The sequence below is a fragment of the Salipiger sp. PrR007 genome, assembly GCF_010499845.1.
Lineage (GTDB): Bacteria > Pseudomonadota > Alphaproteobacteria > Rhodobacterales > Rhodobacteraceae > Salipiger > Salipiger pacificus_A.
Genome location: NZ_JAAGOZ010000061.1, coordinates 172,486 through 194,478 on the forward strand (window position 1 = coordinate 172,486; position 21,993 = coordinate 194,478).

26 protein-coding genes are annotated in these 21,993 nt (G+C 67.5%); 17 read left to right on the plus strand and 9 right to left on the minus strand.

Annotation, left to right across the window (positions count from 1 at the left end):
• Positions 1-56: 56 nt before the first annotated feature.
• A complete protein-coding gene (locus tag G0Q01_RS21750; protein WP_164197678.1) occupies positions 57-2,582 on the minus strand; it encodes an ABC transporter permease in 2,526 nt (841 codons plus the stop codon).
• A gap of 10 nt (positions 2,583-2,592) precedes the next feature.
• Positions 2,593-3,291 carry an ABC transporter ATP-binding protein gene (locus G0Q01_RS21755; protein ID WP_108964323.1) on the minus strand — a complete coding sequence of 233 codons (699 nt, stop codon included), beginning with the start codon at positions 3,289-3,291 and terminating at the stop codon, positions 2,593-2,595.
• Between the two features lie 20 nt (positions 3,292-3,311).
• Between G0Q01_RS21755 and G0Q01_RS21760 the strand changes: the two genes are divergently transcribed.
• Positions 3,312-3,983, plus strand: coding sequence for an arylesterase (locus G0Q01_RS21760; RefSeq protein WP_164213854.1), 672 nt, complete (start codon positions 3,312-3,314; stop codon positions 3,981-3,983).
• A gap of 113 nt (positions 3,984-4,096) precedes the next feature.
• Here the strand turns inward: G0Q01_RS21760 and G0Q01_RS21765 are convergent, their stop codons facing one another.
• Complete coding sequence (locus G0Q01_RS21765) at positions 4,097-4,300, minus strand: hypothetical protein (RefSeq protein WP_108964321.1); 204 nt, start codon at positions 4,298-4,300, stop codon at positions 4,097-4,099.
• 230 nt (positions 4,301-4,530) lie between these two features.
• Positions 4,531-5,091 carry a L,D-transpeptidase gene (locus tag G0Q01_RS21770; protein ID WP_164213855.1) on the minus strand — a complete coding sequence of 187 codons (561 nt, stop codon included), beginning with the start codon at positions 5,089-5,091 and terminating at the stop codon, positions 4,531-4,533.
• 139 nt (positions 5,092-5,230) lie between these two features.
• On the opposite strand from G0Q01_RS21770, the gene trxC reads away from it, so the two are divergent.
• Positions 5,231-5,665 carry a thioredoxin TrxC gene (gene trxC / locus G0Q01_RS21775; protein ID WP_164197680.1) on the plus strand — a complete coding sequence of 145 codons (435 nt, stop codon included), beginning with the start codon at positions 5,231-5,233 and terminating at the stop codon, positions 5,663-5,665.
• 24 nt (positions 5,666-5,689) lie between these two features.
• Here the strand turns inward: trxC and G0Q01_RS21780 are convergent, their stop codons facing one another.
• From G0Q01_RS21780 to fliL, 3 genes are read right to left on the minus strand one after another with little or no spacing between them, the layout of a single operon-like run.
• A complete protein-coding gene (locus G0Q01_RS21780) occupies positions 5,690-6,325 on the minus strand; it encodes a MotE family protein (protein ID WP_164197681.1) in 636 nt (211 codons plus the stop codon).
• 2 nt (positions 6,326-6,327) lie between these two features.
• Positions 6,328-6,741 carry a hypothetical protein gene (locus tag G0Q01_RS21785; RefSeq protein ID WP_164197682.1) on the minus strand — a complete coding sequence of 138 codons (414 nt, stop codon included), beginning with the start codon at positions 6,739-6,741 and terminating at the stop codon, positions 6,328-6,330.
• Positions 6,742-6,750: 9 nt separating this feature from the next.
• Positions 6,751-7,302, minus strand: coding sequence for a flagellar basal body-associated protein FliL (gene fliL, locus G0Q01_RS21790; RefSeq protein ID WP_164197683.1), 552 nt, complete (start codon positions 7,300-7,302; stop codon positions 6,751-6,753).
• A gap of 152 nt (positions 7,303-7,454) precedes the next feature.
• Between fliL and fliF the strand changes: the two genes are divergently transcribed.
• The 4 genes from fliF to fliP are packed head-to-tail and all read left to right on the plus strand — an operon-like array spanning position 7,455 to position 10,723.
• Positions 7,455-9,053, plus strand: coding sequence for a flagellar basal-body MS-ring/collar protein FliF (gene fliF / locus G0Q01_RS21795; protein WP_164213856.1), 1,599 nt, complete (start codon positions 7,455-7,457; stop codon positions 9,051-9,053).
• Positions 9,050-9,655: an ABC transporter ATP-binding protein gene (locus tag G0Q01_RS21800; RefSeq protein ID WP_164197685.1), complete on the plus strand. Its 606-nt coding sequence runs from the start codon at positions 9,050-9,052 to the stop codon at positions 9,653-9,655. The genes fliF and G0Q01_RS21800 overlap by 4 nt, the downstream gene beginning before the upstream one ends.
• Complete coding sequence (locus G0Q01_RS21805; RefSeq protein ID WP_108964314.1) at positions 9,648-9,947, plus strand: FliM/FliN family flagellar motor switch protein; 300 nt, start codon at positions 9,648-9,650, stop codon at positions 9,945-9,947. The genes G0Q01_RS21800 and G0Q01_RS21805 overlap by 8 nt, the downstream gene beginning before the upstream one ends.
• 2 nt (positions 9,948-9,949) lie before the next feature.
• On the plus strand, positions 9,950-10,723 hold the full coding sequence (gene fliP / locus G0Q01_RS21810) for a flagellar type III secretion system pore protein FliP (RefSeq protein ID WP_164197686.1): 774 nt from the start codon (positions 9,950-9,952) through the stop codon (positions 10,721-10,723).
• A gap of 137 nt (positions 10,724-10,860) precedes the next feature.
• On the opposite strand, the gene G0Q01_RS21815 is transcribed toward fliP, so the two are convergent.
• Complete coding sequence (locus tag G0Q01_RS21815; protein WP_164197687.1) at positions 10,861-11,784, minus strand: rhodanese-related sulfurtransferase; 924 nt, start codon at positions 11,782-11,784, stop codon at positions 10,861-10,863.
• Positions 11,785-11,898: 114 nt separating this feature from the next.
• Between G0Q01_RS21815 and pncA the strand changes: the two genes are divergently transcribed.
• From pncA to G0Q01_RS21845, 6 genes are all read left to right on the plus strand, one after another.
• On the plus strand, positions 11,899-12,501 hold the full coding sequence (gene pncA / locus G0Q01_RS21820; RefSeq protein WP_164197688.1) for a bifunctional nicotinamidase/pyrazinamidase: 603 nt from the start codon (positions 11,899-11,901) through the stop codon (positions 12,499-12,501).
• A gap of 117 nt (positions 12,502-12,618) precedes the next feature.
• Entirely contained in the window at positions 12,619-13,908 is a 1,290-nt protein-coding gene (pncB, locus tag G0Q01_RS21825; RefSeq protein WP_164197689.1) for a nicotinate phosphoribosyltransferase, read from the plus strand.
• 86 nt (positions 13,909-13,994) lie between these two features.
• A complete protein-coding gene (gene hisC, locus G0Q01_RS21830; protein WP_164197690.1) occupies positions 13,995-15,080 on the plus strand; it encodes a histidinol-phosphate transaminase in 1,086 nt (361 codons plus the stop codon).
• On the plus strand, positions 15,077-16,000 hold the full coding sequence (locus tag G0Q01_RS21835) for a prephenate/arogenate dehydrogenase family protein (RefSeq protein WP_164197691.1): 924 nt from the start codon (positions 15,077-15,079) through the stop codon (positions 15,998-16,000). Before hisC ends, G0Q01_RS21835 begins: the two co-directional genes overlap by 4 nt.
• On the plus strand, positions 15,997-16,905 hold the full coding sequence (locus G0Q01_RS21840; protein ID WP_164197692.1) for an extensin family protein: 909 nt from the start codon (positions 15,997-15,999) through the stop codon (positions 16,903-16,905). Before G0Q01_RS21835 ends, G0Q01_RS21840 begins: the two co-directional genes overlap by 4 nt.
• 228 nt (positions 16,906-17,133) lie before the next feature.
• Positions 17,134-17,676: a hypothetical protein gene (locus tag G0Q01_RS21845; protein WP_164197693.1), complete on the plus strand. Its 543-nt coding sequence runs from the start codon at positions 17,134-17,136 to the stop codon at positions 17,674-17,676.
• A 187-nt stretch (positions 17,677-17,863) separates the two neighbouring features.
• Here G0Q01_RS21845 and G0Q01_RS21850 read toward each other — a convergent pair whose 3' ends face one another.
• Positions 17,864-18,427, minus strand: coding sequence for a TlpA disulfide reductase family protein (locus tag G0Q01_RS21850; RefSeq protein ID WP_164213857.1), 564 nt, complete (start codon positions 18,425-18,427; stop codon positions 17,864-17,866).
• A 22-nt stretch (positions 18,428-18,449) separates the two neighbouring features.
• Here G0Q01_RS21850 and argH point away from each other — a divergent pair, with 22 nt between their 5' ends.
• From argH to lysA, 5 genes are all read left to right on the plus strand, one after another.
• Entirely contained in the window at positions 18,450-19,841 is a 1,392-nt protein-coding gene (gene argH, locus G0Q01_RS21855; protein ID WP_164197695.1) for an argininosuccinate lyase, read from the plus strand.
• Complete coding sequence (locus G0Q01_RS21860; RefSeq protein ID WP_159099527.1) at positions 19,838-20,014, plus strand: hypothetical protein; 177 nt, start codon at positions 19,838-19,840, stop codon at positions 20,012-20,014. The genes argH and G0Q01_RS21860 overlap by 4 nt, the downstream gene beginning before the upstream one ends.
• Positions 20,015-20,117: 103 nt before the next feature.
• On the plus strand, positions 20,118-20,273 hold the full coding sequence (locus G0Q01_RS21865; protein WP_193989045.1) for an argininosuccinate lyase: 156 nt from the start codon (positions 20,118-20,120) through the stop codon (positions 20,271-20,273).
• Positions 20,270-20,581 carry a DUF2834 domain-containing protein gene (locus G0Q01_RS21870; protein ID WP_164197696.1) on the plus strand — a complete coding sequence of 104 codons (312 nt, stop codon included), beginning with the start codon at positions 20,270-20,272 and terminating at the stop codon, positions 20,579-20,581. The genes G0Q01_RS21865 and G0Q01_RS21870 overlap by 4 nt, the downstream gene beginning before the upstream one ends.
• 88 nt (positions 20,582-20,669) lie before the next feature.
• Positions 20,670-21,935 (plus strand): diaminopimelate decarboxylase, encoded by a 1,266-nt coding sequence (gene lysA, locus G0Q01_RS21875; RefSeq protein ID WP_164197697.1) that lies wholly within the window; start codon positions 20,670-20,672, stop codon positions 21,933-21,935.
• Positions 21,936-21,993 lie beyond the last annotated feature (58 nt).

The following is a 21,993-nucleotide window of genomic DNA, read 5'->3' on the forward strand; positions in this document are numbered from 1 at the left end:
GTTTCAGCCAGGGGTCGGCACTGACCTGCCAGCCCCTGCCCCGAGGTTCAAGCCGCTTACTCGCGCGCGCGCAGAACCCGCGCAGGTCTTGCCGACAGCGGCCGCCAGGCGAAGGCGAGGCCGGCCAGCAATGTCGCCAGCGCGCCACCGAGGATGATCGCGATGGCCGAGCCCCACATGATGCTGAACTCGGTCTCCATCAGGAAATGACTCACCGCCCAGCCTCCGAGAATACCGGCGACCAATGCGACACCGCCCGCCGCCGCCCCGAGCAGCGCCGAGCGCAAGGCGAAGCTCTGCAGAATGCGCGCGCGTGAGGCGCCGAGCGTCTTCAGCACGGCCGCCTCGTAGCTGCGCGCCGCCTCGCCGGCCGAGGCCGCGCCGATGAGCACCAGGAAGCCGGTCAGCAGCGTCGCCGCCGCGCCCCAGCGGATCGCCCCCGCCACGCCTTCGAGCAGCTCCGAGACCCGGTCGATGGCGTCGCGCACCCGGATCGCGGTGATATTGGGATAGGCATCTGCCAGGTCGCGCAGAATTGCCGCCTCTGCCTGCGGCTCGGCGTAGACCGTCGAGATCCAGGTGTGCGGCGCGCCGGCCACCGCCGAGGGGTTGAGTGACATCACAAAGCCGATCCCGGCGGTCGAGAAATCCACCTCGCGGAAGCTGGTGATCGTGGCGGTGATGTCGCGGCCGAGGATGTTGAGGGTGATCTGGTCGCCGAGCTTGAGGCCAATCTCCTCGGCCTCCTCGGCGGCGAAGCTCACCTGCGGCGGGCCGGCGTAATCCTCGGGCCACCATGCGCCCGCCGTCACCTTGGTGCGCTCGTCCGGCTGTGCGGCGTAGGTAAGGCCCCGGTCTCCACGCACGACCCAGTGGCCACCCGCCACCTCGCGCGCGTCCCGCCCGTTGATCTGGGTGAGCACCCCGCGCAGCATCGGCGCCGTGTCAACGCGGCTGACGGCGGGGTCGTCCGCGAGCCGCTCCGTGAAGCCGTCGATCTGATCGGGCTGGATGTCGACGAAGAAGTACGAAGGTGCGACCGCGGGCAGGTCGCGCGATATCGAGGCGCGCAGGTTGCCGTCGATCTGGCCAATGGCGGCCAGCACCGTCAGCCCGAGCCCCAGCGAAAGCACCACCGAGGCAGCTGTCTCGCGCGGGCCGCCGATGGCCGAGAGCGCCCACCGCAGCGCCGGGCGGCCGCGGGACAGCGGTGCGGCGCGATGCGCCAACCAGCGGATGCTACCGGCGGCAAGCGCCAGGATGACCAGTGCCGCCATCAGGCCGGCCGCCGTCCAGAGGGTGATCTTGCGGTCCCCCGAGAAGAGCGTCGCGGCGCCGACCAGCAGAGCCAGCAGTACCAGCGTGGCGATCACGTAGCGCGGTGCGGGCAGCCCCCGGGCGCTGTCGAGCGCGTCGCGAAAGAGCGTTGCGGCGCGCACCTCCTCGGTCCGGGCCAGCGGCCAGAGGGTGAAGAGCAGCGCTGTCAGCACGCCGTAGAGCGCGGCCTCGGCCAGCGGGCCCGGGTAGATGGTGAAGAGCACCGGCACCGGCAGCGCGCTGGCGATGAGCGGGCCGAAGAGCAGCGGGATCCCGGCCCCGAGGACCAGCCCCAGCGCGATGCCCACCAGCGACAGCGCCCCGATCTGCAGGAAGTAAGTGAGGAATATGGTGTTGCGCGAGGCCCCCAACGTGCGCAGCGTCGCGATCACCGAGGTCTTGCGCGCGAGATAGGCGCGCACCGCCGCCGATACGCCGATACCGCCAACCGCCAGCCCCGACAGGCCGACCAGCACGAGGAAGCGCCCGAGCCGCTCGACAAAGCGCGCGATGCCCGGCGCCCCGTTGCGCGAGTCGCGCCAGCGGATGCCACCTTCGCGGTAGCGCTCCGCCGCCTCGGTCTTCAGCGCCTCGAGATCGCTGCCGGGCGGCAGCCGCAGCCGGTATTGGCTTTCGTAGAGCGAGCCAGGGGCGAGGAGTCCGCTTCCCTCCAGATCGCCCGTGCGCACCAGCGTGCGCGGGCCGAGCCCGAAGCCGTCCCCCGCGTCATCGGGCTCTCGCAGGATCACCGCCGAGAGGGTGAAGGCCTGCGTGCCCAGCTTGAAACTGTCGCCCGGCGCAAGCCCCAGCCGGTCCGCCAGCACCGGCGCCATGACGGCCCCCGGCAGCGCGCCTCCGTCCAGCGCCTGCGAGAGCGGCATCGGCGGGTCGAGCACCATCTCGCCCAGAAGCGGGTAGGCGTCGTCCACGGATTTGACCTGCGTCAGGCCCCTCTCGGTCTCGCCATCCCGTGTGACCGTGGCCATGGACCGGAAATCGGTGACGACCGAGATGTCGGTCGAGATGCCCTCGAGCCAGCTCAGCTCCTCGTCGCTGGCGAAGCGATAGGTGAACTCGGCCTGCGCATCGCCGCCAAGCAGCACCGCGCCCTGATCGGCGAGCCCCGCCTCGATGGCGGTGCGCACCGAGCCGACCCCGGCGATGGCGGCGACACCGAGTGCGAGGCAGGCGATGAAGATGCGGAAGCCATGCACGCCGCCGCGCAGCTCGCGGCGGGCGAAACGGGCAGCGGTGGCCAGACTCATCGCGCCGCCCTCATTCGGCGGCCCGGGCGCGCGCGGCCGCGGGGTCGATCCGGCCGTCGGTGAGCCGCACCACGCGGTCGCAGCGCTCGGCCAGCCGGTTGGAGTGGGTGACCAGCACCAGCGTCGCACCGTGATCGTCGCGCAGCCCGAAGAGCAGGTCCATGATCGCCTGCCCGGTGCTGCCGTCGAGATTGCCGGTCGGCTCATCCGCCAGGAGGATCTGCGGCCTTGGCGCCGAGGCGCGGGCCAGCGCCACGCGCTGCTGCTCGCCCCCCGACATCTGCGAGGGGTAATGCCCGGCGCGATGCCCAAGGTTGACCCGCTCCAGCTCGGCCTCGGCCCGGGCAAAGGCATCCTTGTGTCCGGCCAGCTCGAGCGGGGTCGCGACATTCTCCAGCGCGGTCATCGTCGGGATGAGGTTGAACGATTGGAACACCACGCCCATGTGGTCGCGCCGAAACCGCGCCATGCGGTCTTCGTCCATGCCGGTGAATTCCTGTCCCAACACCGACACCCGCCCCGTCGTCGCGCTTTCCAGACCTCCCATGATCATCAGCAGCGAGCTTTTCCCCGAGCCGGACGGCCCGATCAGCCCCAATGTCTCGCCCCGTGCGACCTCCATCGAGATTCCGTGAAGGATTTCGACCGGTCCGGCATTGCCCCTGAGGCTGAGGGTGACATCATGCAGGGCAATCACGGGATCGGGCATCGAAAGGGCCTTTCGGGAAAATGGCACGTTCACTGACATATGGGGGCTTTGCCCCGCTCAGCAAGGCTGCGGCCTGCCTTGCCTTTCTGCTCGCCCCCCTGCCCGCCTCGGCGATGGAGATCCTGGCCTTGGGCGACAGCCTGACTCAGGGTTACGGGCTGCCGGCGTCCGACGGGCTGGTGCCGCAGCTTCAGAGCTGGCTGCAGGCGCGGGGCCACGAGGTGACGGTGGTCAACGGCGGCGTGTCCGGCGACACCACGGCGGGTGGGCTATCGCGGGTCGCCTGGTCGCTCACCCCCGAAATCGACGCGATGATCGTGATGCTGGGCGGCAACGACATGATGCGCGGGATCGATCCGGCCACCTCGCGCAGCAACCTCGATGGCATCCTCAAGGAGGCGCAGGCCCGCGATCTGCCGGTGCTGCTGGTGGGGATGACGGCGCCCGGCAACTTCGGACCAGAGTACAAGGCGCAGTTCGATTCGATCTACCCCGAGCTGGCCGAAACCTATGACGCGCTGTTCTACGCGGATTTCTTTTCCGGGTTGCGCGAAGGCGGCGCGGCGCCGGCGAACCTTGGCGCGGTGATGCAGCCAGATGGCATTCATCCAAATGCCGAAGGGGTGAAACGGGTGGTTGCGGCGCTTGGCCCGAGCGTCGAGGCGCTGATCGCCGAAGCCGAGGACAGATAGCCCGGCAGCCGGACACCCGTGTCTTTCGGTAGTTGTCTTGCGGCCGTCGCAGGCCCTACCGGTGAAGGCAGCGCGCGCGGGTCACGCGCAACGGCGTCATGCAAGCGCGCGGCTCAAGAGCGGACGATCACCGCCTCGTCAGACCCGGCGTCTCCGCCGCGCAGAGACGCACAGAGGATCGGAAGCAGCCCCGAAACGAGGCTGACAGAGAAGTAGAGACCCAATGCGCTCAGCGCAGAGGTATCAAGGAACAACCATGCAAAAAGGCCGCAGAAGGCACCCAGGGTGCTGCCGGCCAAGAGAGCCACAATCGCCATAGACTTACCCTTCGAATTCTTTTGATTGCAGGGGTCCCGGACGTCCGGGCCGCTGATTATGGTCTGATCTTGCTGGCGGATTCGGGCCTGAATATGGCATCCCGCGCGTCAAACCGCGAAAATTTCCGTTCAAATCAATATGCTAAAAGTGCATCTGACTATTCTTTGGGTGACGGTCCCTGCCGGGACCGCCTCCTGTTTCGGGCCACGCGCTGCCGCGTGGCGAGCGCTCAAATCACCGTCACCTTCGTGCCGACGGGAACCCGCTGGTAGAGATCGATGACGTGCTCGTTGATCATCCGGATGCAGCCGTTCGACACCGAGCGGCCGATGGTGCCGGGCTGCGTCGTGCCATGGATGCGGAAGAACGTATCGCGCCCGTTCTGGAACAGGTAGAGCGCGCGCGCGCCCAGCGGGTTGCCGGGGCCGCCGGGCTCTACATAATCGTTGTCCTTGAACTTGGCGTAAGTCTGTGGCTCGCGCTCGATCATCTCGTTGGTCGGGCGCCATGTCGGCCATTCCTTCTTGACCTGGATGACCGCCTCGCCGGTGAACTCCAGCCCCGCCTTGCCCACGCCGACGCCGTAGCGCAGCGCCTCGCCTGGCGCGGTGATGAAATAAAGGAAATGGGCGCGCGGCATGATCAGAATCTGCCCCGGCTGCATGTCGCTGCGCATGCGGACGGGCTGCGGCGCGAATTTCGGATCGAGCGCGAAGGCGGACGTCGGACCTGCGGCGGCCAGAAGCGCCCCTGCGCTGGCCGTGGCGACGAATTTGCGACGGGTGATCATGGGCACCTCTCCAGTTTGGTCGTAAGGCATAAGGATTCTGTTTCCGCTGCGCATAAAATCAATGGGAAACGGTCAGGGGGATTGTCACAATTGCGCGGAGAACACATATCAGTTGAAATGAATGTATGGAGATCGAGAAATGGTCAAGCTTGTCTGCCTTGAGTGTGGTCAGACCAACCGGGTTCCGCAAGAGCGTCTCGACGCCGGCCCCAAATGCGGCACCTGCGGCGCCGCGCTGATGGACGGAAAGGCGCACGAGATCGACGCCGATACGCTGGCCAAGGCGATCCGCACCGACGAAGCGCCGCTGGTGGTGGACTTCTGGGCGCCCTGGTGCGGCCCCTGCCGGATGATGGCGCCGGAATTCTCCAAGGCCGCCACCGCGCTGAAGGGCAAGGCCCGGTTGGTCAAGTTGAACACCGAGCAGCACCAGAAGGCCGCGGCGCAATTCGGCATCCGCGGCATCCCCACGCTCATCGCTTTCGGCAAGGGGCGCGAGGCCGCGCGGCAATCCGGTGCGCTGCCCGCCGCGAAGATCGAGGCCTTTACACTGCGCTCTCCGGAAGGGCGCTGAGCGCCAAGACCCCGCGCGCCGCGGCTAGTTCTTCGGCGCGTTGGCGTTTCGTCCTGCCAGCATGACACTGATCGTATAGGCAGCCTGCGGGTCCATTCCGGAAAGAATCGCGGCCGCGGCATCCGGGCGCATCCGCCCGAGGAACCCGGCGGCGAAGTCAGGCTCCATCTGCGAAAAAACCGCCGCCGCTTCGCGCGGCTTCATGTTGGCATAGACCTGCGTGAGCTGGGCGACGTCATCCTCGGCAGCGGTCTCTGCCATGGCCAGGGTGGCGCGCAGGCGCTGCTCGGTTTCTTCCATCGCGGCCAGCTTCTGATCGATGGTGCTTTCGGCCAGCTGCAGCGCCTGCTGCCGGCTGCGCAGGTCGGTCTCGCGCTGTGCAACATCGGCTTCGCGCGCCCGAAGCGCCGCAAGCGCCGGGGCGAGGTCTTCCTCGCCCATACAGGTCCCAATTGGGTCGGACCCGGCTGCCGGCCCTGACATGTCCCCCCTGCCAGCCATGACGTCCTGCTCCGCCGCCCCGTCCTGCGGCAGGTTGTCCAGCGCCTGCGCCGCACCGGCACCAAGCCGCAAGATGGCCGACACGATCATCAAGGCGCTGATGATCCCCAGGGCACCGCGCCCGCGACCAGGGATCAACTTGCGAAAGACGGCGGCCATCGTCACGCGGCGCCGCTGCGCGAGTGGCGCAGGAACACCGGCTCTGCGAAGCCCGAGTCAGCCTCCGGCTCAGGGGATTTGACCCTGCCCGAGGCAGCGTCACCCGCAGCCCCGCCCGAACTTCCGGCCACCTCCGGGAGGTCATGCATCGAGGCGATCAGCAGCTCCAGCCGATGCGCCACCTGCTCACCCCGTTCGGTCAGGTCACTCAGGGTCTCGCCGGATTTTCCCGCCGCCTGCTGCGCCGCCTCCAGCGTCCGGGTGAGATCATCGACCTGCGCCGAAAGCACCGCCACCGCCCCGCCGACGCCCTTCTCCAGGTCGGTGAAACGGGTGAGCCGCCGCGACAGGACAAAACAGTAGAATCCGGCGCCAAACGCCCCGGCCGCCAGCAGGATATCGGCAATCATCTCCATGAGGCCCTCTCAATTCAGCACAAATTCTGTCACCAGCAGATCGCGGACCCTCTCGTCTCCGGCGACCATCTGGATGCGGCGCAGCATCTGGGCACGCAGACGGATGAGCGCGCCCTGCGCCTCAACGTCGCCCGACTCGAGCGCGCGCAGATAGGTGTTCAGCACGTCGAGGATCCGCGGCATGAGCGCTTCGACCGCGGCGCGCTGATCCGGTGCCACCTCGAGCTGCGCGGTGAAGCGCAGGTGGTGCAAGGAGGTCACCGGCCCAAGCGAGGCGACGATCTGCGGCAACGCGATAAATGCGGTGGCCCCGGCGGCCTCGCCCCGTCCGTCGCCCTTCGCCTCCGTCCCCCCATGCCCCGTTTCCGCCTCCTCCCCATGGCGCTCGGCCCCGCCGATCGCAGCAGCGCCACCAAACGGAAGCATCCCCGAGAAAGCCGCGTAGAAGCCGCCACCAGCCCCGAGCAGAGCAAGCAGAAGCCCGATCAGAAGCGGAAGTTTCGTTGCTTTCTTCGGCGGCGGGTCATCCTCGCCGGCCGCGTCGGCGGTGGCGTCGGTCATGGGGCACCTCGTGTCTGGCAGGCCGCTTATAGGCGCACAGAGGCTAACCGATTATTAAGTCGGATCGGCCAAACATGCATTCATCTGACGTTCCCCGGGGCTGGCCTCCGGGGCATCCCGGCCCTCCGGCCGGAGCCGAGACGGAGGACCACTTGCAGCAGCTCGCGACAGTCTGGAACACGCTCACCCCGCGCCGCCGCGCCGTGGCCCTCGGGGCCGCGCTGGCGATGATACTGGCGGTTTTCGGGCTTGCCCGCGTTGCCAGTGCGCCGCCCATGTCGCTGCTCTACGCCGGGCTCGAGAACGGCGCCGCTGGCGAGGTGGTCGAAGCGCTGGAATCGCGCGGCATTACCTTCGAGGTGCGCGGCGGCGCGATCTTCGTACCCGACGCGCAGCGCGATGCGCTGCGTATGACCCTCGCCAGCGAGGGGCTGCCGGCGAACAGCACCCAAGGCTACGAGCTGCTTGATACCCTGTCCGGGTTCGGCACCACCTCGCAGATGTTCGATGCCGCCTACTGGCGCGCCAAGGAGGGGGAACTGGCGCGCACCATCGTCGCCAGCCCGCTCATCGCCGCAGCCCGTGTACACATCGCGAATTCCAGCGCGAATCCCTTCCAGCGGGAGGTCACGCCCTCCGCCTCGATCTCGGTCACCGTCGCTGGGCCGGCGATCACCCCGGCACAGGCGCGCGCGCTGAAATATCTCGTCGCCTCGGCCGTTCCCGGGCTCGTGCCCGAGGAGGTGGCGGTGATCGACAGCCTCGCCGGTCTCATCGGCAGCGAAGACGAGCCCGGCAGCGGCCGCAGCGCCGAAGACCGTGCGCTGGCGCTGCGCGACCGGGTGCAGCGCCTGATGGAGGCGCGGGTCGGCACCGGGAACGCCGTGGTCGAGGTCAGCGTCGACACGGTGACCGAGAGCGAGTCGATCCGAGAACGGCGCTTCGACCCCGAAGGCCGCGTCGCGATCTCGACCGACACCGAAGAAGAGAGCAACAGCGACCAGAACAGCGGCAGCCCGAATGTAACCGTCGCCTCGAACCTTCCGGACGGGGAGGCCGGAGGCAACCAGTCCTCCTCGAGCCAGAGCAGCGAGACGCGCGAACGGGTGAACTACGAGGTATCTGAAACTCTCCGCGAGATCACCCGCGTGCCCGGCGCGGTGCGCCGCTTGACCGTCGCGGTGCTGGTCAATGGCCGGTTCGAGACCGCGGCCGACGGCGCGCAGACCTTCGTGCCCCTGCCCGACGCGGAGCTCGCGGCGCTGCGCGATCTGGTCGCCTCCGCCGTCGGCTTCGACGAGGCGCGTGGCGACGAGATCACCCTGCGGTCCTTGCCTTTCGAGCGACCCGAGGGCCTGGGGACCGGCCCCATAGAGCCGAGCTGGGTCTCCATGCCGCTCGACCCGATGACGTTGATCCAGCTCGGCGTGCTCGCCAGCGTCGCGCTCATCCTCGGGCTCTTCGTGGTGCGCCCGATTCTCGCCGGGAAGGGCACTGCCGCGCCGCTTGCGCTTCCCGGCGCGGGCTCCGCACCTGAAGCGCTGAGCGGCGAAATCGAGGAGGACGACGGCTTCGCCCCGCTCACCTCGCTGGGCAGCGGACCCGATTTCGGCGGGCTCGGCATGGTCGATTTCGATTCTCCCGCCGAGGAGGATCCTGTGGACCGCCTGCGCGCCCTCATCGAAGAGCGCAAGACCGAAACGGTAGAGATCCTGCGCAGCTGGCTCGATGAGAAGGAAGAGGCGAAGTGAGCGACCTGCGCAATTTTCTCGAAGATTTCTCGCGCCGCCCCCCGAGGCCCGAGGTGACGGCGGCCGAATCGGGCACGGAGCAGGTCGACGCGCTGAAACTGGAGGCCTTCGATTCCGGCTACCGCGCAGGCTGGGACGACGCGATCAAGGCGCAATCCGAGGAATCCGGCCGGATCGCCAGCGATTTTTCGCAGAATCTCCAGGATCTCTCCTTCACCTACAACGAGGCCTACCGGCAGATGCTCGACGCGGTGACACCGCTGCTCGAGGAAATGCTACGGGCGTTGCTGCCCCGGCTGCTTCACGAGACCCTCGGGCTGCACCTGCGCGAACAGCTGAGCACCATGGCGCAGGAGATCGCGCGGCGCGAGGTGCTGATCGCCGTGGCCCCGGGCACCTCGGCACGGGTCGCCCCGCTACTTGACCAGGATTTCGGCTTTCCGCTGCGGCTCGAGGAGGACGAGACCTTGGCCGAAGGGCAGGCCGACCTGCGCTTCGGCGAGACCGAGCGACAGATCGACATGACCGGCCTTCTCGAGGAAGTGACCCGTGCGGTCGAGGGATTCGCCCATGACACCCGGAGGAGTGCAGCACATGGATGAGAGAGCCGAAGATGGCAGCCCCGCCGGGGGTGGCGCGCGCAGCACCGCCTTCACCTCTGTGCCGATCGAGATCACCGTTTCGGTCGGGCGTGCCCGCCCGCTTGTACGCGAGCTTCTGAAGCTTGGCGAAGGCTCGGTGCTGACCCTCGATCGCCGGCTCGAGGACCCGGTCGAGCTCTACGTTGGCGACAAGCTGATTGGCACCGGCGCGCTGGAGGTCACCGGGGAGGGCGAAACCGCGCAGCTCGCAGTGCGTCTGCTCGAGGTGATGGACATCCAGAGCCCGGGCTGACCATGTCCAGCCGCCGCCACGTCTGCCGTCTCGCCGCGCACCGCCTTGGGAGAGCGGGTCTAGGCGCGGGTCTGGCGTTGCTCAACCTGCTGCCGGGCGCCGCGGCGGCGCAGCAGGTCTCGGTCGATTTCGGCGCGGGTGGCTCTGTCGCCGCGGTCAGCCTGCAACTGATCGCGCTGGTCACCCTGCTCAGCCTGGCGCCCGGAATCGCGGTGATGGTGACCTGTTTTCCCTTCATCGTCACCGTACTGGCGATCCTGCGTCAGGCCCTGGGGCTGCAGCAGTCGCCGCCGAACATGCTGATCGTCAGCCTCGCGCTGTTTCTCACATTTTTCGTCATGGAGCCCACCTTCACCACCGCATGGGAGCAGGGAATCGAGCCGTTGCTCGACGAGCGCATCGAACTGGCCGAGGCGACCGAGCGCACGCTCATTCCGTTCCGCGGCTTCATGGCGGCGCGCTGCGATCCGGCGACCTTCGAGACCATGGCCGAGCTGCGACCGGAAACGTCGGGCACGTCGCTCGCACCCGACGCCCCGCTGTCGCTGCTGGTGCCGAGCTTCATGCTTTCGGAGATCGCCCGCGCCTTCCAGGTGGGCTTCCTGATCTTCCTGCCCTTCCTGATCATCGACCTTGTGGTGGCGGCGGTGCTGATGTCGATGGGCATGATGATGGTCCCCCCGGCCATCGTCTCACTCCCCTTCAAGCTCGCCTTCTTCGTCATCGCCGACGGCTGGTCGCTGCTCTCGGGCGCCTTGGTGCGAAGCTATTTCTGAAGACACCCGGCGCGCGGTCCGCGCGATCTGGCTACCGAGAGAATGACGCACACCCCGCGCCACCCCGGCGGCCCCAAAAGAAAATCCCGCGGACAGGCACCGCGGGACTAATTGGGAGGCCGGCAAGGCGGAGCAGATTACAGCCCTTCGCCCGGCGTATCTGCGTGCAGGTGGCGCTCACCGCGCGCCTTGGCGAGGGCGATCTGCTTCTGCCGCTCGCGGAAGCGCGCCTTGTCCTCGTCCGAGGTCTCGGCAACGCACTGGTGGCACGAGACGCCCTCTTCGTACTCGGGACGGGCCCGGTCCTCGGGCAGGATCGGCCGGCGGCAGGCATGGCAGAGCTCGTGCGGGCCTTCACGCAGCCCGTGCTCGACCGAGACGCGGCCGTCGAAGACGAAGCAGCTGCCCTGCCAGCTGCTGTCCTCCTCGGGCACCTCCTCGAGGTATTTCAGGATACCGCCCTTGAGGTGGTAGACCTCCTCAACGCCCTGGCTCAGCAGGTAATTCGTCGACTTCTCGCAGCGGATCCCGCCGGTACAGAACATAGCGATGCGCTTGTTGTGGAAGCGGTCTTTGTTCTGCGCCCACCACTCGGGGAACTCGCGGAACGTGGCGGTCTGCGGATCGACCGCCCCCTCGAAAGTGCCGATGGCGATCTCGTAGTCGTTGCGCGTATCGATCACCGCCACGTCGGGCGAGCGGATCAGATCGTTCCAGTCGGCCGGCGCCACGTAATGGCCGACGTTGGCGCGCGGATCGACACCGGGCTGACCCATGGTGACGATTTCCTTCTTCAGCCGCACCTTCATGCGGGCGAAGGGGCGCTCGGCGGCCTCGGAGACCTTCCATTCCAGATCGGCGCAGCCGGGCAGCGCGCGGATATGCGCGAGCACCGCATCGACCCCGGCGCGCGGGCCGGCGATGGTGCCGTTGATCCCCTCGCCGGCCAGCAACAGCGTGCCGGTGACCGAATTGGCGAGGCACAGGTCCAGAAGCGGTCCGCGCAGGACAGCGGGATCGTCGAAGCGGGTGAAGTGGTAGAGGGCGCAGACTGTGAACATGCGGGCGCATTTACGCTCAAGGGTCGAGTCGGGCAAGCGACCGGATTGCCGCAGCATTGACGCGCGCGCGGCGCGGCGCGTAAGCCTTTGGAAAATGCCCGGAGGCCCAGAGACATGCACGCGCTCATCGTCATCGACGTCCAGACCGATTTTTGCCCCGGCGGGGCGCTAGCCGTGCCCGGCGGCGACGAGATCGTCGCCCCGATCAACGCGCTGATGGACGAGGCCGACGCGGTGGTGCTGACCCAGGACTGGCACCCGGCCGGGCATTCGTCCTTTGCCAGCGCCCACCCGGGCAAGGCGCCCTATGACCTGACCGAGATGCCTTATGGCGCGCAGGTGCTCTGGCCCGACCATTGCGTCATCGGCAGCCCTGGCGCGGCGTTTCACCCGGCGCTGAACACCGACCGCGCCGATCTTATCATCCGCAAGGGCTACAACCCGGCGATCGACAGCTACTCGGCCTTTTTCGAGAACGACCGCCGCACGCCCACCGGGCTCGAGGGCTACCTGCGGACGCGGGGAGTCGAGCGGCTGACGCTCGTCGGCCTCGCCACGGATTTCTGCGTGACCTACTCGGCTCTGGATGCGGCGAAACTCGATTTCGCTGTAACCGTGCGCGAGGATCTCTGCCGTGCCATCGACCTCGACGGCTCGCTTTCGGCCGCCCGAGCGGGCATGAACGGCGCCGGCGTGAAGCTCTCGCGCGCCGCCTGAGCCAGCGGACGGGAACAATCGGTCCCGCAAGCCGTTGCCGGAAAGGCAGAAAGCGCTTGGCCCTCCCTGTCACATTCGCGTAACAGGGGCCCCGACTGCCCGTGAGGAGTGTGCGCCGTGGAAATCGCGACCCGAGTCTGGAACCACCGCTGGAAGATCGACCCGATTGTCCGGTCGCTGATCGATACCGATTTCTACAAGCTGCTGATGTGCCAGTCGGTCTTTCACAACCGGCGTGACACCCAAGTCACCTTCAGCCTGATCAACCGCTCCAGCAACGTGCCGCTGGCCAAGCTGATCGACGAGGGCGAGCTGCGCGAACAGCTCGACCACATCCGCTCGCTCAGCCTGTCACGCGGGGAAAGCACCTGGCTGCGCGGCAACACCTTCTACGGCAAGCGGCAGATGTTCCGTTCCGACTTCATGGAGTGGTTCGAGAGCCTGCGCCTGCCGCCCTATTTCCTCGAACGCGTCGGCGACCAGTACGAGCTGACCTTCGAGGGCAGCTGGCCCGAGGTCATGTTGTGGGAGATCCCGGCGCTCGCCGTGCTGATGGAGTTGCGCGGCCGCGCCGTGCTCAACCACATGGGCAAGTTCGAGCTGCAGGTGCTCTATGCCCGCGCCGCCACCAAGCTCTGGGAGAAGATCGAGCGGCTGCGGCAGCAGCCCGGCCTCAAGATCGCCGATTTCGGCACCCGCCGCCGCCACAGCTTCCTGTGGCAGGACTGGTGCGTGCAGGCGATGGTCGAGGGTCTGGGCGACGGGTTCACCGGCACCTCCAACTGCCTGATCGCCAAGAACCGCGATCTCGAGGCCATCGGCACCAATGCCCACGAGCTGCCCATGGTCTACGCCGCGCTGGCCGAGGATGACGCGGCGCTGGCCCGCGCGCCCTATGATGTTTTGGCCGACTGGCACCGCGAGCACGACGGCAACCTCCGGATGATCCTGCCCGACACCTATGGCACCGAAGGCTTCCTGAGGAATGCCCCGGACTGGCTGGCTGGCTGGACCGGCATCCGGATCGACAGCGGCGATCCCGAGACCGGCGCCGAGATCGCCATCCGCTGGTGGCAGGAGCGCGGCGAAGACCCGCGCGAAAAGCTGGTGATCTTCTCGGACGGACTCGACGAAGAAAAGATCCTCGAACTCTACCACAAGTTCGCGGGCCGGGTGCGGGTCTCCTTCGGCTGGGGCACGCTGCTGACCAACGATTTCCGCGGCCTCACGCCCGACGACCGGCTGGCGCCCTTCAGCCTCGTCTGCAAGGCAATCAGCGCCAACGGCAGGCCAACGGTGAAGCTCTCGGACAACCCCAACAAGGCGATGGGTCCGGCGGATGAGATCGCCCGCTACAAACGGGTCTTCGAGGTCGGTGAGCAGGAGCGCCACGAGGTCGTCGTCTAGGGCCACCTGCCCATTCCCGAGACTGGCATGTGCCGCGGCGTCGCGCTATGCAGGCGCGGCACTCTTAGTCTCAGGGAAGACCGCATATGGCTGGCATCGAACCGCAACCCGGCATCATGGACATCGAGCTCTACGTGGGTGGTGCGTCGCATGTGGCGGGCGTCTCGAACGTCATCAAGCTCAGCTCCAACGAGAACCCTTTCGGCCCCTCCCCGGCGGCGCAGGAGGCGGTCCGGCGCGTGGTGCACGAAATGCATCGCTATCCTTCCTCGGACCACACCGCCCTGCGCGAGGCCATCGGCGAGACCTGGGGGCTCGACCCGCAGCGGATCATCTGCGGCGCCGGCTCGGACGAGATCATCGCCTTCCTCTGCCAGGCCTATGCCGGGCCGGGGACCGAGGTGATCCACACCGAGCACGGCTTTGCCATGCACAAGATCTCGGCCATGGCCGCCGGCGCGACCCCCGTCGAGGTGGCCGAGCAGGATCGCGTGGTCAGCGTCGACAACATCCTCGCCGCCTGCACCGAGCGCACCCGGCTGGTGTTCGTCGCCAACCCCGCCAACCCCACCGGCACGATGATCGGCCTCGCCGAGCTCGAACGGCTGGCGAACGGCATCCCCGAGACCGCGCTTCTGGTGATCGACAGCGCCTATGCGGAATACGTCGAGGGCTACGATGGCGGCGCCAAGCTCGCCACTGACCGGCCCAACGTCTTCATGACCCGCACCTTCTCGAAACTGTACGGGCTGGGCGGCATGCGCATCGGCTGGGGTTACGGCCCGCAGGCGGTCATCGACGTTCTGAACCGTATCCGCGGCCCGTTCAACGTCGCCGCCCTGACGCTGACCGCTGCCGAGGCCTCGATCCGCGACACCGCCTACGTCGAGAAGTGCCGCGCGGAAAACGCCCGCATGCGCGCTTGGCTGAGCGAGGCGCTGGCCGAACACGGCGTGTCGTCGGATGCGTCCACCGCGAACTTCATCCTCGCCCGCTTCGGCTCGCAGGCCGAGGCCGAGGCCTGCGACGCCTACCTGCAGTCGCAGGGCGTTCTGGTGCGCCGCACCACCGGCTACGGGCTGCCGCAGGCGCTGCGTATCACCGTGGGCGACGAGGCGTCGTGCCGACGCGTGGCGCATCTGGTGGGGCAGTTCAAGGCCGGCGCCCGATGAGCGAGACGCAGACCTACGGAAAGGTGGCGCTGATCGGCCTCGGCCTCATCGCCTCGTCGATCTTCTGGGCGATGAAGCGGGCCGGCATGGAGAGCCATGTCACCGGCTACGCGCGCTCGGCAGAAACGCGCGAGACCGCAAAGCGCCTTGGCCTCTGCCACGAGGTCGTGGACAGCGCCGAAGCTGCGGTGAAAGACGCCGATCTGGTGATCCTTGCGGTGCCGGTCGGCGCCATGGGCCCGATCGCCGAGGAAATCGCGCCGCATCTCAAGCCCGGCTGCACCGTCAGCGACGTGGGCTCGGTGAAGAAGGAGATCATCGAGGCGGTGCGCCCGCACCTGCCCGAGGGGGTGAACTTCGTGCCGACCCACCCGATGGCGGGCACCGAGCATTCCGGCCCGGGCGCCGGCTTCGCCTCGCTCTATGACAATCGCTGGTGCCTGATCGTGCCGGACGGTGCCTCCGAGGAGGCCACGGCGAAGGTCGAGGCCTTCTGGCAGGCGCTCGGCGCCAAGACCGAGCAGATGGAGGTCGAACACCACGACCTCGTCTGCGCGGTGGTGAGCCACGTGCCGCACCTCATCGCCTACACGATGGTGGGCGTCGCCGACGACCTGCGGCGGGTCTCGGACCAGGAGGTGATCAAGTTCTCGGCCGCGGGTTTCCGCGATTTCACCCGCATCGCGGCCTCGGACCCGACCATGTGGCGCGACGTCTTCATGACCAACAAGCAGGCCACGCTGGAGATCCTCGGGCGCTTCACCGAAGAGCTCTTTGCGCTGCAACGCGCCATCCGCACCGGCGACGGGCAATTGCTCTTTGACTACTTCACCCGGACGCGGGAAATTCGTCGTGGCATCCTTCAGGCCGGTCAGGACACGGATGCGCCGGATTTCGGACGGGTGAAGGTGGAAAAATGATCTCTCGGGCAGCGGCACTGGCGGCAATGATGTTCTTCGCATCTCCGCTTTCTGCCGCGCCCGAAACCGCCCCCGATGCCTCGCTGCGTCCGGTCGCGCGCGCGCTCCTCGAGGCGCCGCAACCTGCCTCCGTCACCGTCACCGCCTCCGGCACGCTCGAACGGCCGAAAGCCAGGCCCGCACCGCTCGGCACAACGCTCGGCGATCCCGACCCTCCCGTAGGTGCCCCGGCCCTCGGTCACGGGCCCGACCCCCGCGACATCGCCCTGCGCACGGCGTTCGCCGCGCGCTCGCCGCAGGCGATCCCCAGATCGCTCCGCCCCAGCCCGCGCAGCCCCGCCATCGTCGAACAGGCGCTGGCGGTCCGCCGAGAGCGCGCCCGCGGCGCCGTCTGCGGCGATCCCGACCTGCAGGGCAGCATCATCGGGGCCGTTCCCGGGCGCATCTCGGGGTGTGGCATCGACGAGGCGATCAAGCTGCGCACGGTCTCGGGCGTCGCGCTCAGCACCCGCGCCACCATCGACTGCCCCACCGCCCGCGCCCTGAAGACCTGGGTCGAGCGCGCGCTGAAACCCGCGGTGGGTTCGACCGGGGGCGGCGTCTCAGGGCTGCGCATTGCTGGCAGCTACGCCTGCCGCTCGCGCAACAACCAGCCCGGTGCCAAGATCAGCGAGCACGCCCGGGGCCGCGCCATCGACATCGCTGCGATCCGCCTGAACGATGGCAGCGAGATCTCCGTGCTGAAGGACTGGGGCCGGAGCACCAAGGGTCGCATCCTGCGCAAGCTGCACAGCGGCGCCTGCGGTCCGTTCGGCACAGTGCTTGGCCCCGAGTCAGATCCGTTCCACAAGGACCACCTGCATTTCGACACCGCCCGCTACCGCTCCGGCAGCTACTGCCGCTGACAGGGAAATCCGGCGAAATCAGGGCAAGCATCCTCACTCCGGCGGGAGCGATTCGGAGGCAGCCGCACGAATCCGGAAACACTCCTCCGTCTTCCGCGCACATTGTCACCGGATCACCCCGAAATAAGGCCCACTTTGCGGCGAAAATTTGATAAATCGCCGTATCTTCCGCACCCTTGATGGGTGTTCCCTGCTGCTCGGGGAACCGCCTAGGAGGAGCGCACTGCCATGCGTCTTTTTTTCTATGCCGTTCTGGCGTCGCTGGCGGCCGCGCCAGTGCACGCCGACATCGCGATGGAGACCGCGCGGCTCGCACCGGGCTCGCTGCTGGTGATGCAGGACGATCAGGGCCATGTGGTCAGCCATCTCGCCCGGGGTGAGGTGGAGGGGCTGTACCGTTTCGATCTCTACGACGGGGCCACGGGGGATGCGCTCTACGCCGGGCGCTATTACACCGACACGCGCGGCGAAGTGCTGCTGAGCGTCACTGCGCAGGGCAATGTGACGCGCTTTGAACCCTATAGCTGCGCCCGCACGCTCGGCGCCTGCGAATACGACATCGTCCACGCGGACGGCCGGCGCGAAACCCGCCAGCGCGAGACCCGCGAAACCGAGGACGGGCTGGCGTGGACGGAATGGGACCGCAAGGGGCCTGTCGCCATCGGCGGCACCACGCTCGACGACCTCGGCGCGCCGCGCGAAAGCTGGCGCCGCGACCTGCGCAGCGGCGATCGCTCACGGGCCATCAGAATATCGTTGGCATTGAAATAGAAACTTAACGAATTTTCGAGAGTTTTGCAGGACGCGCTGGTCTCGCGGAGCTCAATGGCCGGAGGCGCCTTTGTTGTAACGGGTTTGGCGCGAGATCGGTCTGGCGGCGCGCACCTGCTGTCAGCCCGGAGAATGTGTAACCAGTGACGCAGGGCGGGGGAGACCCCGCCCTGTTTTTCTTGCAGGCTCAGCCTTCCTCGCCGCCGATCGCCGCGGCAAGCACCGCCCTTGCATTCTCGGAAGACCAATCGACGTCGCCGGTGATGCGTGCGACTTCCTGCCCCTCGGGGTTGATCAGCACCGTGACCGGCAGGCCCAGCACCGCCATCTGGCGCGCCAGCGCCGATTTCGGGTCGCGGTGGAGCGGAAGGTTGTCGACGCCGATCTCCTCGAAGAAGGTCTGCATCGCCGGCGGCGGGTTGCGGCCGGTGGCGATGGTCACCACCTCGAAGTCGGCGCCGCCCATATCCGCCTGCAACGCCGAGAGCGCCGGCATCTCCTCGCGGCAGGGGGCGCACCATGTGGCCCAGAAGTTCACCAGCGCCCATTTGCCCTGCAGGTCCGCCAGAGCCATGGGCGCGCCGTCGAAGTCGGTGAAGCCCGCGCTCCCCACCGGCTTTGGCGCCGCATGGAAGACCAGCTTCTTCATTTCGCCTTCCCTAAGGGCGCTTGCGGCCTCGGTATCGGCCAGCGCCGGATTTGCAAGCGCAACACCGGCGGTATAGAGGATCGCCAAGGCCAGTTTTTTCATCTTCCCTCCGGAAAGGCAGAGCATGTCGGACAAGACCTCGAACCAGATGTGGGGCGGCCGTTTCGCCGCTGGACCCGATGCCATCATGGAGGCGATCAACGCCTCGATCGGCTTCGACAAGCGGTTGGCGGCGCAGGATATTGCCGGCTCGAGGGCCCATGCGGCCATGCTCGCCGCCACAGGCATCGTGAAGACTAGCGACGCCGAGGCCATCCGGGAAGGTCTGCTCACGGTCTTGTCAGAGATCGAAGGAGGTGACTTCGCGTATTCCACTGCGCTCGAAGACATCCACATGAACGTCGAGGCCCGGCTGAAAGAGATCATCGGCGAGCCCGCCGGCCGCCTGCACACCGCGCGCTCGCGCAACGATCAGGTGGCGACCGACTTCCGTCTGTGGGTGCGCGACCAGTGCGACGCTGCCGAGGGCGGCATCCTCGCGCTGATGAAGGCGCTGCTGGGTCAGGCCGAGGCGGGCGCCGACTGGGTCATGCCGGGCTTTACGCACCTGCAGACCGCGCAGCCGGTGACTTGGGGCCACCACATGATGGCCTATGTCGAGATGTTCGCCCGCGATCTGTCGCGCATGCGCGATGCCCGCAAGCGGATGAACGAATCCCCGCTCGGCGCGGCTGCGCTGGCCGGCACCGGCTTCCCGATCGACCGCCAGATGACCGCCGAGGCGCTCGGCTTCGACCGGCCGATGGCCAACTCACTCGACGCCGTCTCTGACCGCGATTTCGCGCTGGAATTCCTGAGCGTCGGCTCGATTTGCGCCATGCACCTGTCGCGCTTCGCCGAAGAGTTGGTGATCTGGTCCTCGGCCCAGTTTCGCTTCGTGACCCTGTCGGACCGCTTCTCGACCGGCTCGTCGATCATGCCGCAGAAGAAGAACCCCGACGCCGCCGAGCTGATCCGCGCCAAGATCGGCCGCATCTTCGGCGCCAACGTTGCGCTGCTGATGGTGATGAAGGGTCTGCCGCTGGCCTATTCCAAGGACATGCAGGAAGACAAGGAACAGGTCTTCGACGCCGCCGACAACCTGATGCTGGCGCTGGCCGCGATGGAAGGCATGGTCCGCGACATGACCGCCAACGTCGCCAATCTCGAGACAGCGGCCGCTTCGGGCTTCTCCACCGCGACCGATCTGGCCGACTGGCTGGTGCGCGAGACCGGCCTGCCGTTCCGCGATGCCCACCATGTCACCGGCGCGCTTGTGGCCATGGCCGAAAAGAAGGGCTGCGATCTGAGCGATCTTTCGCTCGAAGAGATGCAATCGGTCAACGGGACCATCACCGAGGGTATCTTCGACGTCCTCGGCGTGCATAATTCGGTGGCAAGTCGAATGAGCTATGGTGGAACCGCCCCGGCCCGCGTGCGCGAGCAGGTGGCCCGTTGGAAGGAAATCCTCGGATGAGACGACTCGCCGGACTGTCCCTGATCGCCGTGACCATGCTTCTCGCTGCCTGCGAGGATCCGAACCGCGGCCCGAGGGTTCATACCGGCGTGTCCATCGGCCCCGGCGGCGTCCACCCTTCGGTGGGCGTCTCGGCGGGGCGCGGTCCTGTCCGCGTCGGCGTCGGCACCTGAGGCGCCGCGCCTTCTCTTCTCGCCTGACTTGTCGCGCCCAGCATCCTGGGCGATGGTGAACGCGCCCGCTGCTCAGGGGCGCGCAACGACCTAGAGGACGACCATGATCACCCGCAGCGTTTTGGCTCTCGGCCTCGTCGCACTGCTCGCCGCCTGCGGTGCCGACGGCCCGCCGACCCGCCCCGAACCCAAAGAGCGCCCCGCCGCATCGGGCGTCAGCGTCCATGGCACCGTGAAAATGGGCGTCGCCTATCCATGAGGCTGCGCCACCTCTGGCTTGGGCTCGCGCTCTGGGGCGCGGTTCGTCCGATGGTCTACCTGCTCGGCTGGCTCTCGCAGAACGGCTGGTCGCTGAACGGCCTCTTCGCCGCTTGGCAGGCAAATGCGGCGGTGACCGGGCTTAGCTGGGATCTGGTGATCGCCGCCGTCACGCTCACGCTCTGGATCCTCGCCGAGGTCGCCGTGCGCCGCAACTGGTCCGCGCTGCTGGCGATCCCCGCCACTTTCCTCATTGGCGTGAGCTGCGGGCTGCCGCTCTATCTATGGTTCCGCTCGCGCCCGATCTGAGCCCGGACGGCCCCTGTTCCCTTCCCACGGGTTATCCTTTATCCCGGCGCTGAAGCCCTAGGGCGGCAACAGTTATCCGGGGACCGAAATGGACCATTTCCTCTATCGCAACGGCATTCTCCACGCCGAGGACGTGCCCCTTCCAGAGATCGTTTCGCAAGTGGGCAGCCCGGTCTATGTCTACTCCACCGCGACCCTGTTGCGGCACTTCCTGCTGTTCGACGAGGCGCTGAACTGGGGGCCCCACCTCGTGTGCTACGCGATGAAGGCCGCCTCCAACCAGGCGATCCTCAAGACCCTCGCCAAGGCCGGCGCGGGCATGGATGTGGTCTCGGGCGGTGAATACGCCCGCGCCAAGGCCGCCGGCGTGCCGGGCGAGCGCATCGTCTTCTCCGGCGTTGGCAAGACCCGCGCCGAAATCCGCACCGCGCTGACAGGCGGCATCCGCCAGTTCAACATCGAAAGCGAGCCCGAGATGGAGGTGATCTCGGAGGTCGCCGTCACCCTTGGGCTGACCGCCCCGGTGACCATCCGGGTGAACCCCGACGTCGACGCCAAGACCCACGCCAAGATCGCCACCGGCAAATCCGAGAACAAGTTCGGCATCCCGATCGCCCGCGCCCGCGAGGTCTATGCCCGCGCCGCCGATCTGCCGGGGCTGAAGGTGGTCGGCATCGACGTGCACATCGGCTCGCAGCTGACCGATCTCGAGCCTTTCCGCCTCGCCTATCGCAAGGTGGCCGATCTGACCCACGCCCTGCGCGAAGATGGCCATGACATCCAGCGGCTCGACCTCGGCGGCGGCCTCGGCATCCCCTACACCCGCAGCAACGAGGCCCCGCCGCTGCCCACCGACTACGGCCAGATGATCCGCGAGGAACTCGGCGATCTGGGCTGCGAGATCGAGATCGAGCCGGGCCGCCTCATCGCCGGCAACGCCGGCATCCTCGTGTCGGAGGTGATCTACCTCAAGCAGGGCGAAGGGCGCGATTTCCTGATCCTCGACGCGGCGATGAACGACCTGATCCGCCCGGCGATGTACGACGCGCATCACGACATCGTCCCGGTGATCGAGCCCGCCCCCGCCACCGAGCAAAGCACCTATGACATCGTCGGCCCGGTCTGCGAAAGCGGCGACACGTTCGCCAAGGGCCGCACCATGCCCCCGGTCGCCCCCGGCGAGCTGGTGGCCTTCCGCTCGGCGGGTGCCTACGGCGCGGTCATGTCCTCGGAGTACAATACGCGGGCACTGGTCCCCGAGGTGCTGGTGAATGGCGATCAATTCGCTGTCATTCGCCGGAGACCGAGCTTTGAGGAAATCATAAACCGCGATACGCTCCCCGAGTGGTTGTAAGCTCTCGTTCCTGACGGGCCCCCTGCGACCACCGGACCGCAGGAGAGACCTCAGGAGA

What these genes read in the sequence shown, in the direction of transcription:
- G0Q01_RS21750 (WP_164197678.1), bottom strand. Translation starts at nt 2,582, where the DNA reads ATGAGTCTGGCCACCGCTGCCCGTTTCGCCCGCCGCGAGCTGCGCGGC.
- G0Q01_RS21755 (WP_108964323.1), bottom strand. Translation starts at nt 3,291, where the DNA reads ATGCCCGATCCCGTGATTGCCCTGCATGATGTCACCCTCAGCCTCAGG.
- G0Q01_RS21760 (WP_164213854.1), top strand. Translation starts at nt 3,312, where the DNA reads ATGGCACGTTCACTGACATATGGGGGCTTTGCCCCGCTCAGCAAGGCT.
- G0Q01_RS21765 (WP_108964321.1), bottom strand. Translation starts at nt 4,300, where the DNA reads ATGGCGATTGTGGCTCTCTTGGCCGGCAGCACCCTGGGTGCCTTCTGC.
- G0Q01_RS21770 (WP_164213855.1), bottom strand. Translation starts at nt 5,091, where the DNA reads ATGATCACCCGTCGCAAATTCGTCGCCACGGCCAGCGCAGGGGCGCTT.
- trxC (WP_164197680.1), top strand. Translation starts at nt 5,231, where the DNA reads ATGGTCAAGCTTGTCTGCCTTGAGTGTGGTCAGACCAACCGGGTTCCG.
- G0Q01_RS21780 (WP_164197681.1), bottom strand. Translation starts at nt 6,325, where the DNA reads ATGGCCGCCGTCTTTCGCAAGTTGATCCCTGGTCGCGGGCGCGGTGCC.
- G0Q01_RS21785 (WP_164197682.1), bottom strand. Translation starts at nt 6,741, where the DNA reads ATGGAGATGATTGCCGATATCCTGCTGGCGGCCGGGGCGTTTGGCGCC.
- fliL (WP_164197683.1), bottom strand. Translation starts at nt 7,302, where the DNA reads ATGACCGACGCCACCGCCGACGCGGCCGGCGAGGATGACCCGCCGCCG.
- G0Q01_RS21805 (WP_108964314.1), top strand. Translation starts at nt 9,648, where the DNA reads ATGGATGAGAGAGCCGAAGATGGCAGCCCCGCCGGGGGTGGCGCGCGC.
- fliP (WP_164197686.1), top strand. Translation starts at nt 9,950, where the DNA reads ATGTCCAGCCGCCGCCACGTCTGCCGTCTCGCCGCGCACCGCCTTGGG.
- G0Q01_RS21815 (WP_164197687.1), bottom strand. Translation starts at nt 11,784, where the DNA reads ATGTTCACAGTCTGCGCCCTCTACCACTTCACCCGCTTCGACGATCCC.
- pncA (WP_164197688.1), top strand. Translation starts at nt 11,899, where the DNA reads ATGCACGCGCTCATCGTCATCGACGTCCAGACCGATTTTTGCCCCGGC.
- hisC (WP_164197690.1), top strand. Translation starts at nt 13,995, where the DNA reads ATGGCTGGCATCGAACCGCAACCCGGCATCATGGACATCGAGCTCTAC.
- G0Q01_RS21835 (WP_164197691.1), top strand. Translation starts at nt 15,077, where the DNA reads ATGAGCGAGACGCAGACCTACGGAAAGGTGGCGCTGATCGGCCTCGGC.
- G0Q01_RS21840 (WP_164197692.1), top strand. Translation starts at nt 15,997, where the DNA reads ATGATCTCTCGGGCAGCGGCACTGGCGGCAATGATGTTCTTCGCATCT.
- G0Q01_RS21845 (WP_164197693.1), top strand. Translation starts at nt 17,134, where the DNA reads ATGCGTCTTTTTTTCTATGCCGTTCTGGCGTCGCTGGCGGCCGCGCCA.
- G0Q01_RS21850 (WP_164213857.1), bottom strand. Translation starts at nt 18,427, where the DNA reads ATGAAAAAACTGGCCTTGGCGATCCTCTATACCGCCGGTGTTGCGCTT.
- argH (WP_164197695.1), top strand. Translation starts at nt 18,450, where the DNA reads ATGTCGGACAAGACCTCGAACCAGATGTGGGGCGGCCGTTTCGCCGCT.
- G0Q01_RS21860 (WP_159099527.1), top strand. Translation starts at nt 19,838, where the DNA reads ATGAGACGACTCGCCGGACTGTCCCTGATCGCCGTGACCATGCTTCTC.
- G0Q01_RS21865 (WP_193989045.1), top strand. Translation starts at nt 20,118, where the DNA reads ATGATCACCCGCAGCGTTTTGGCTCTCGGCCTCGTCGCACTGCTCGCC.
- G0Q01_RS21870 (WP_164197696.1), top strand. Translation starts at nt 20,270, where the DNA reads ATGAGGCTGCGCCACCTCTGGCTTGGGCTCGCGCTCTGGGGCGCGGTT.
- lysA (WP_164197697.1), top strand. Translation starts at nt 20,670, where the DNA reads ATGGACCATTTCCTCTATCGCAACGGCATTCTCCACGCCGAGGACGTG.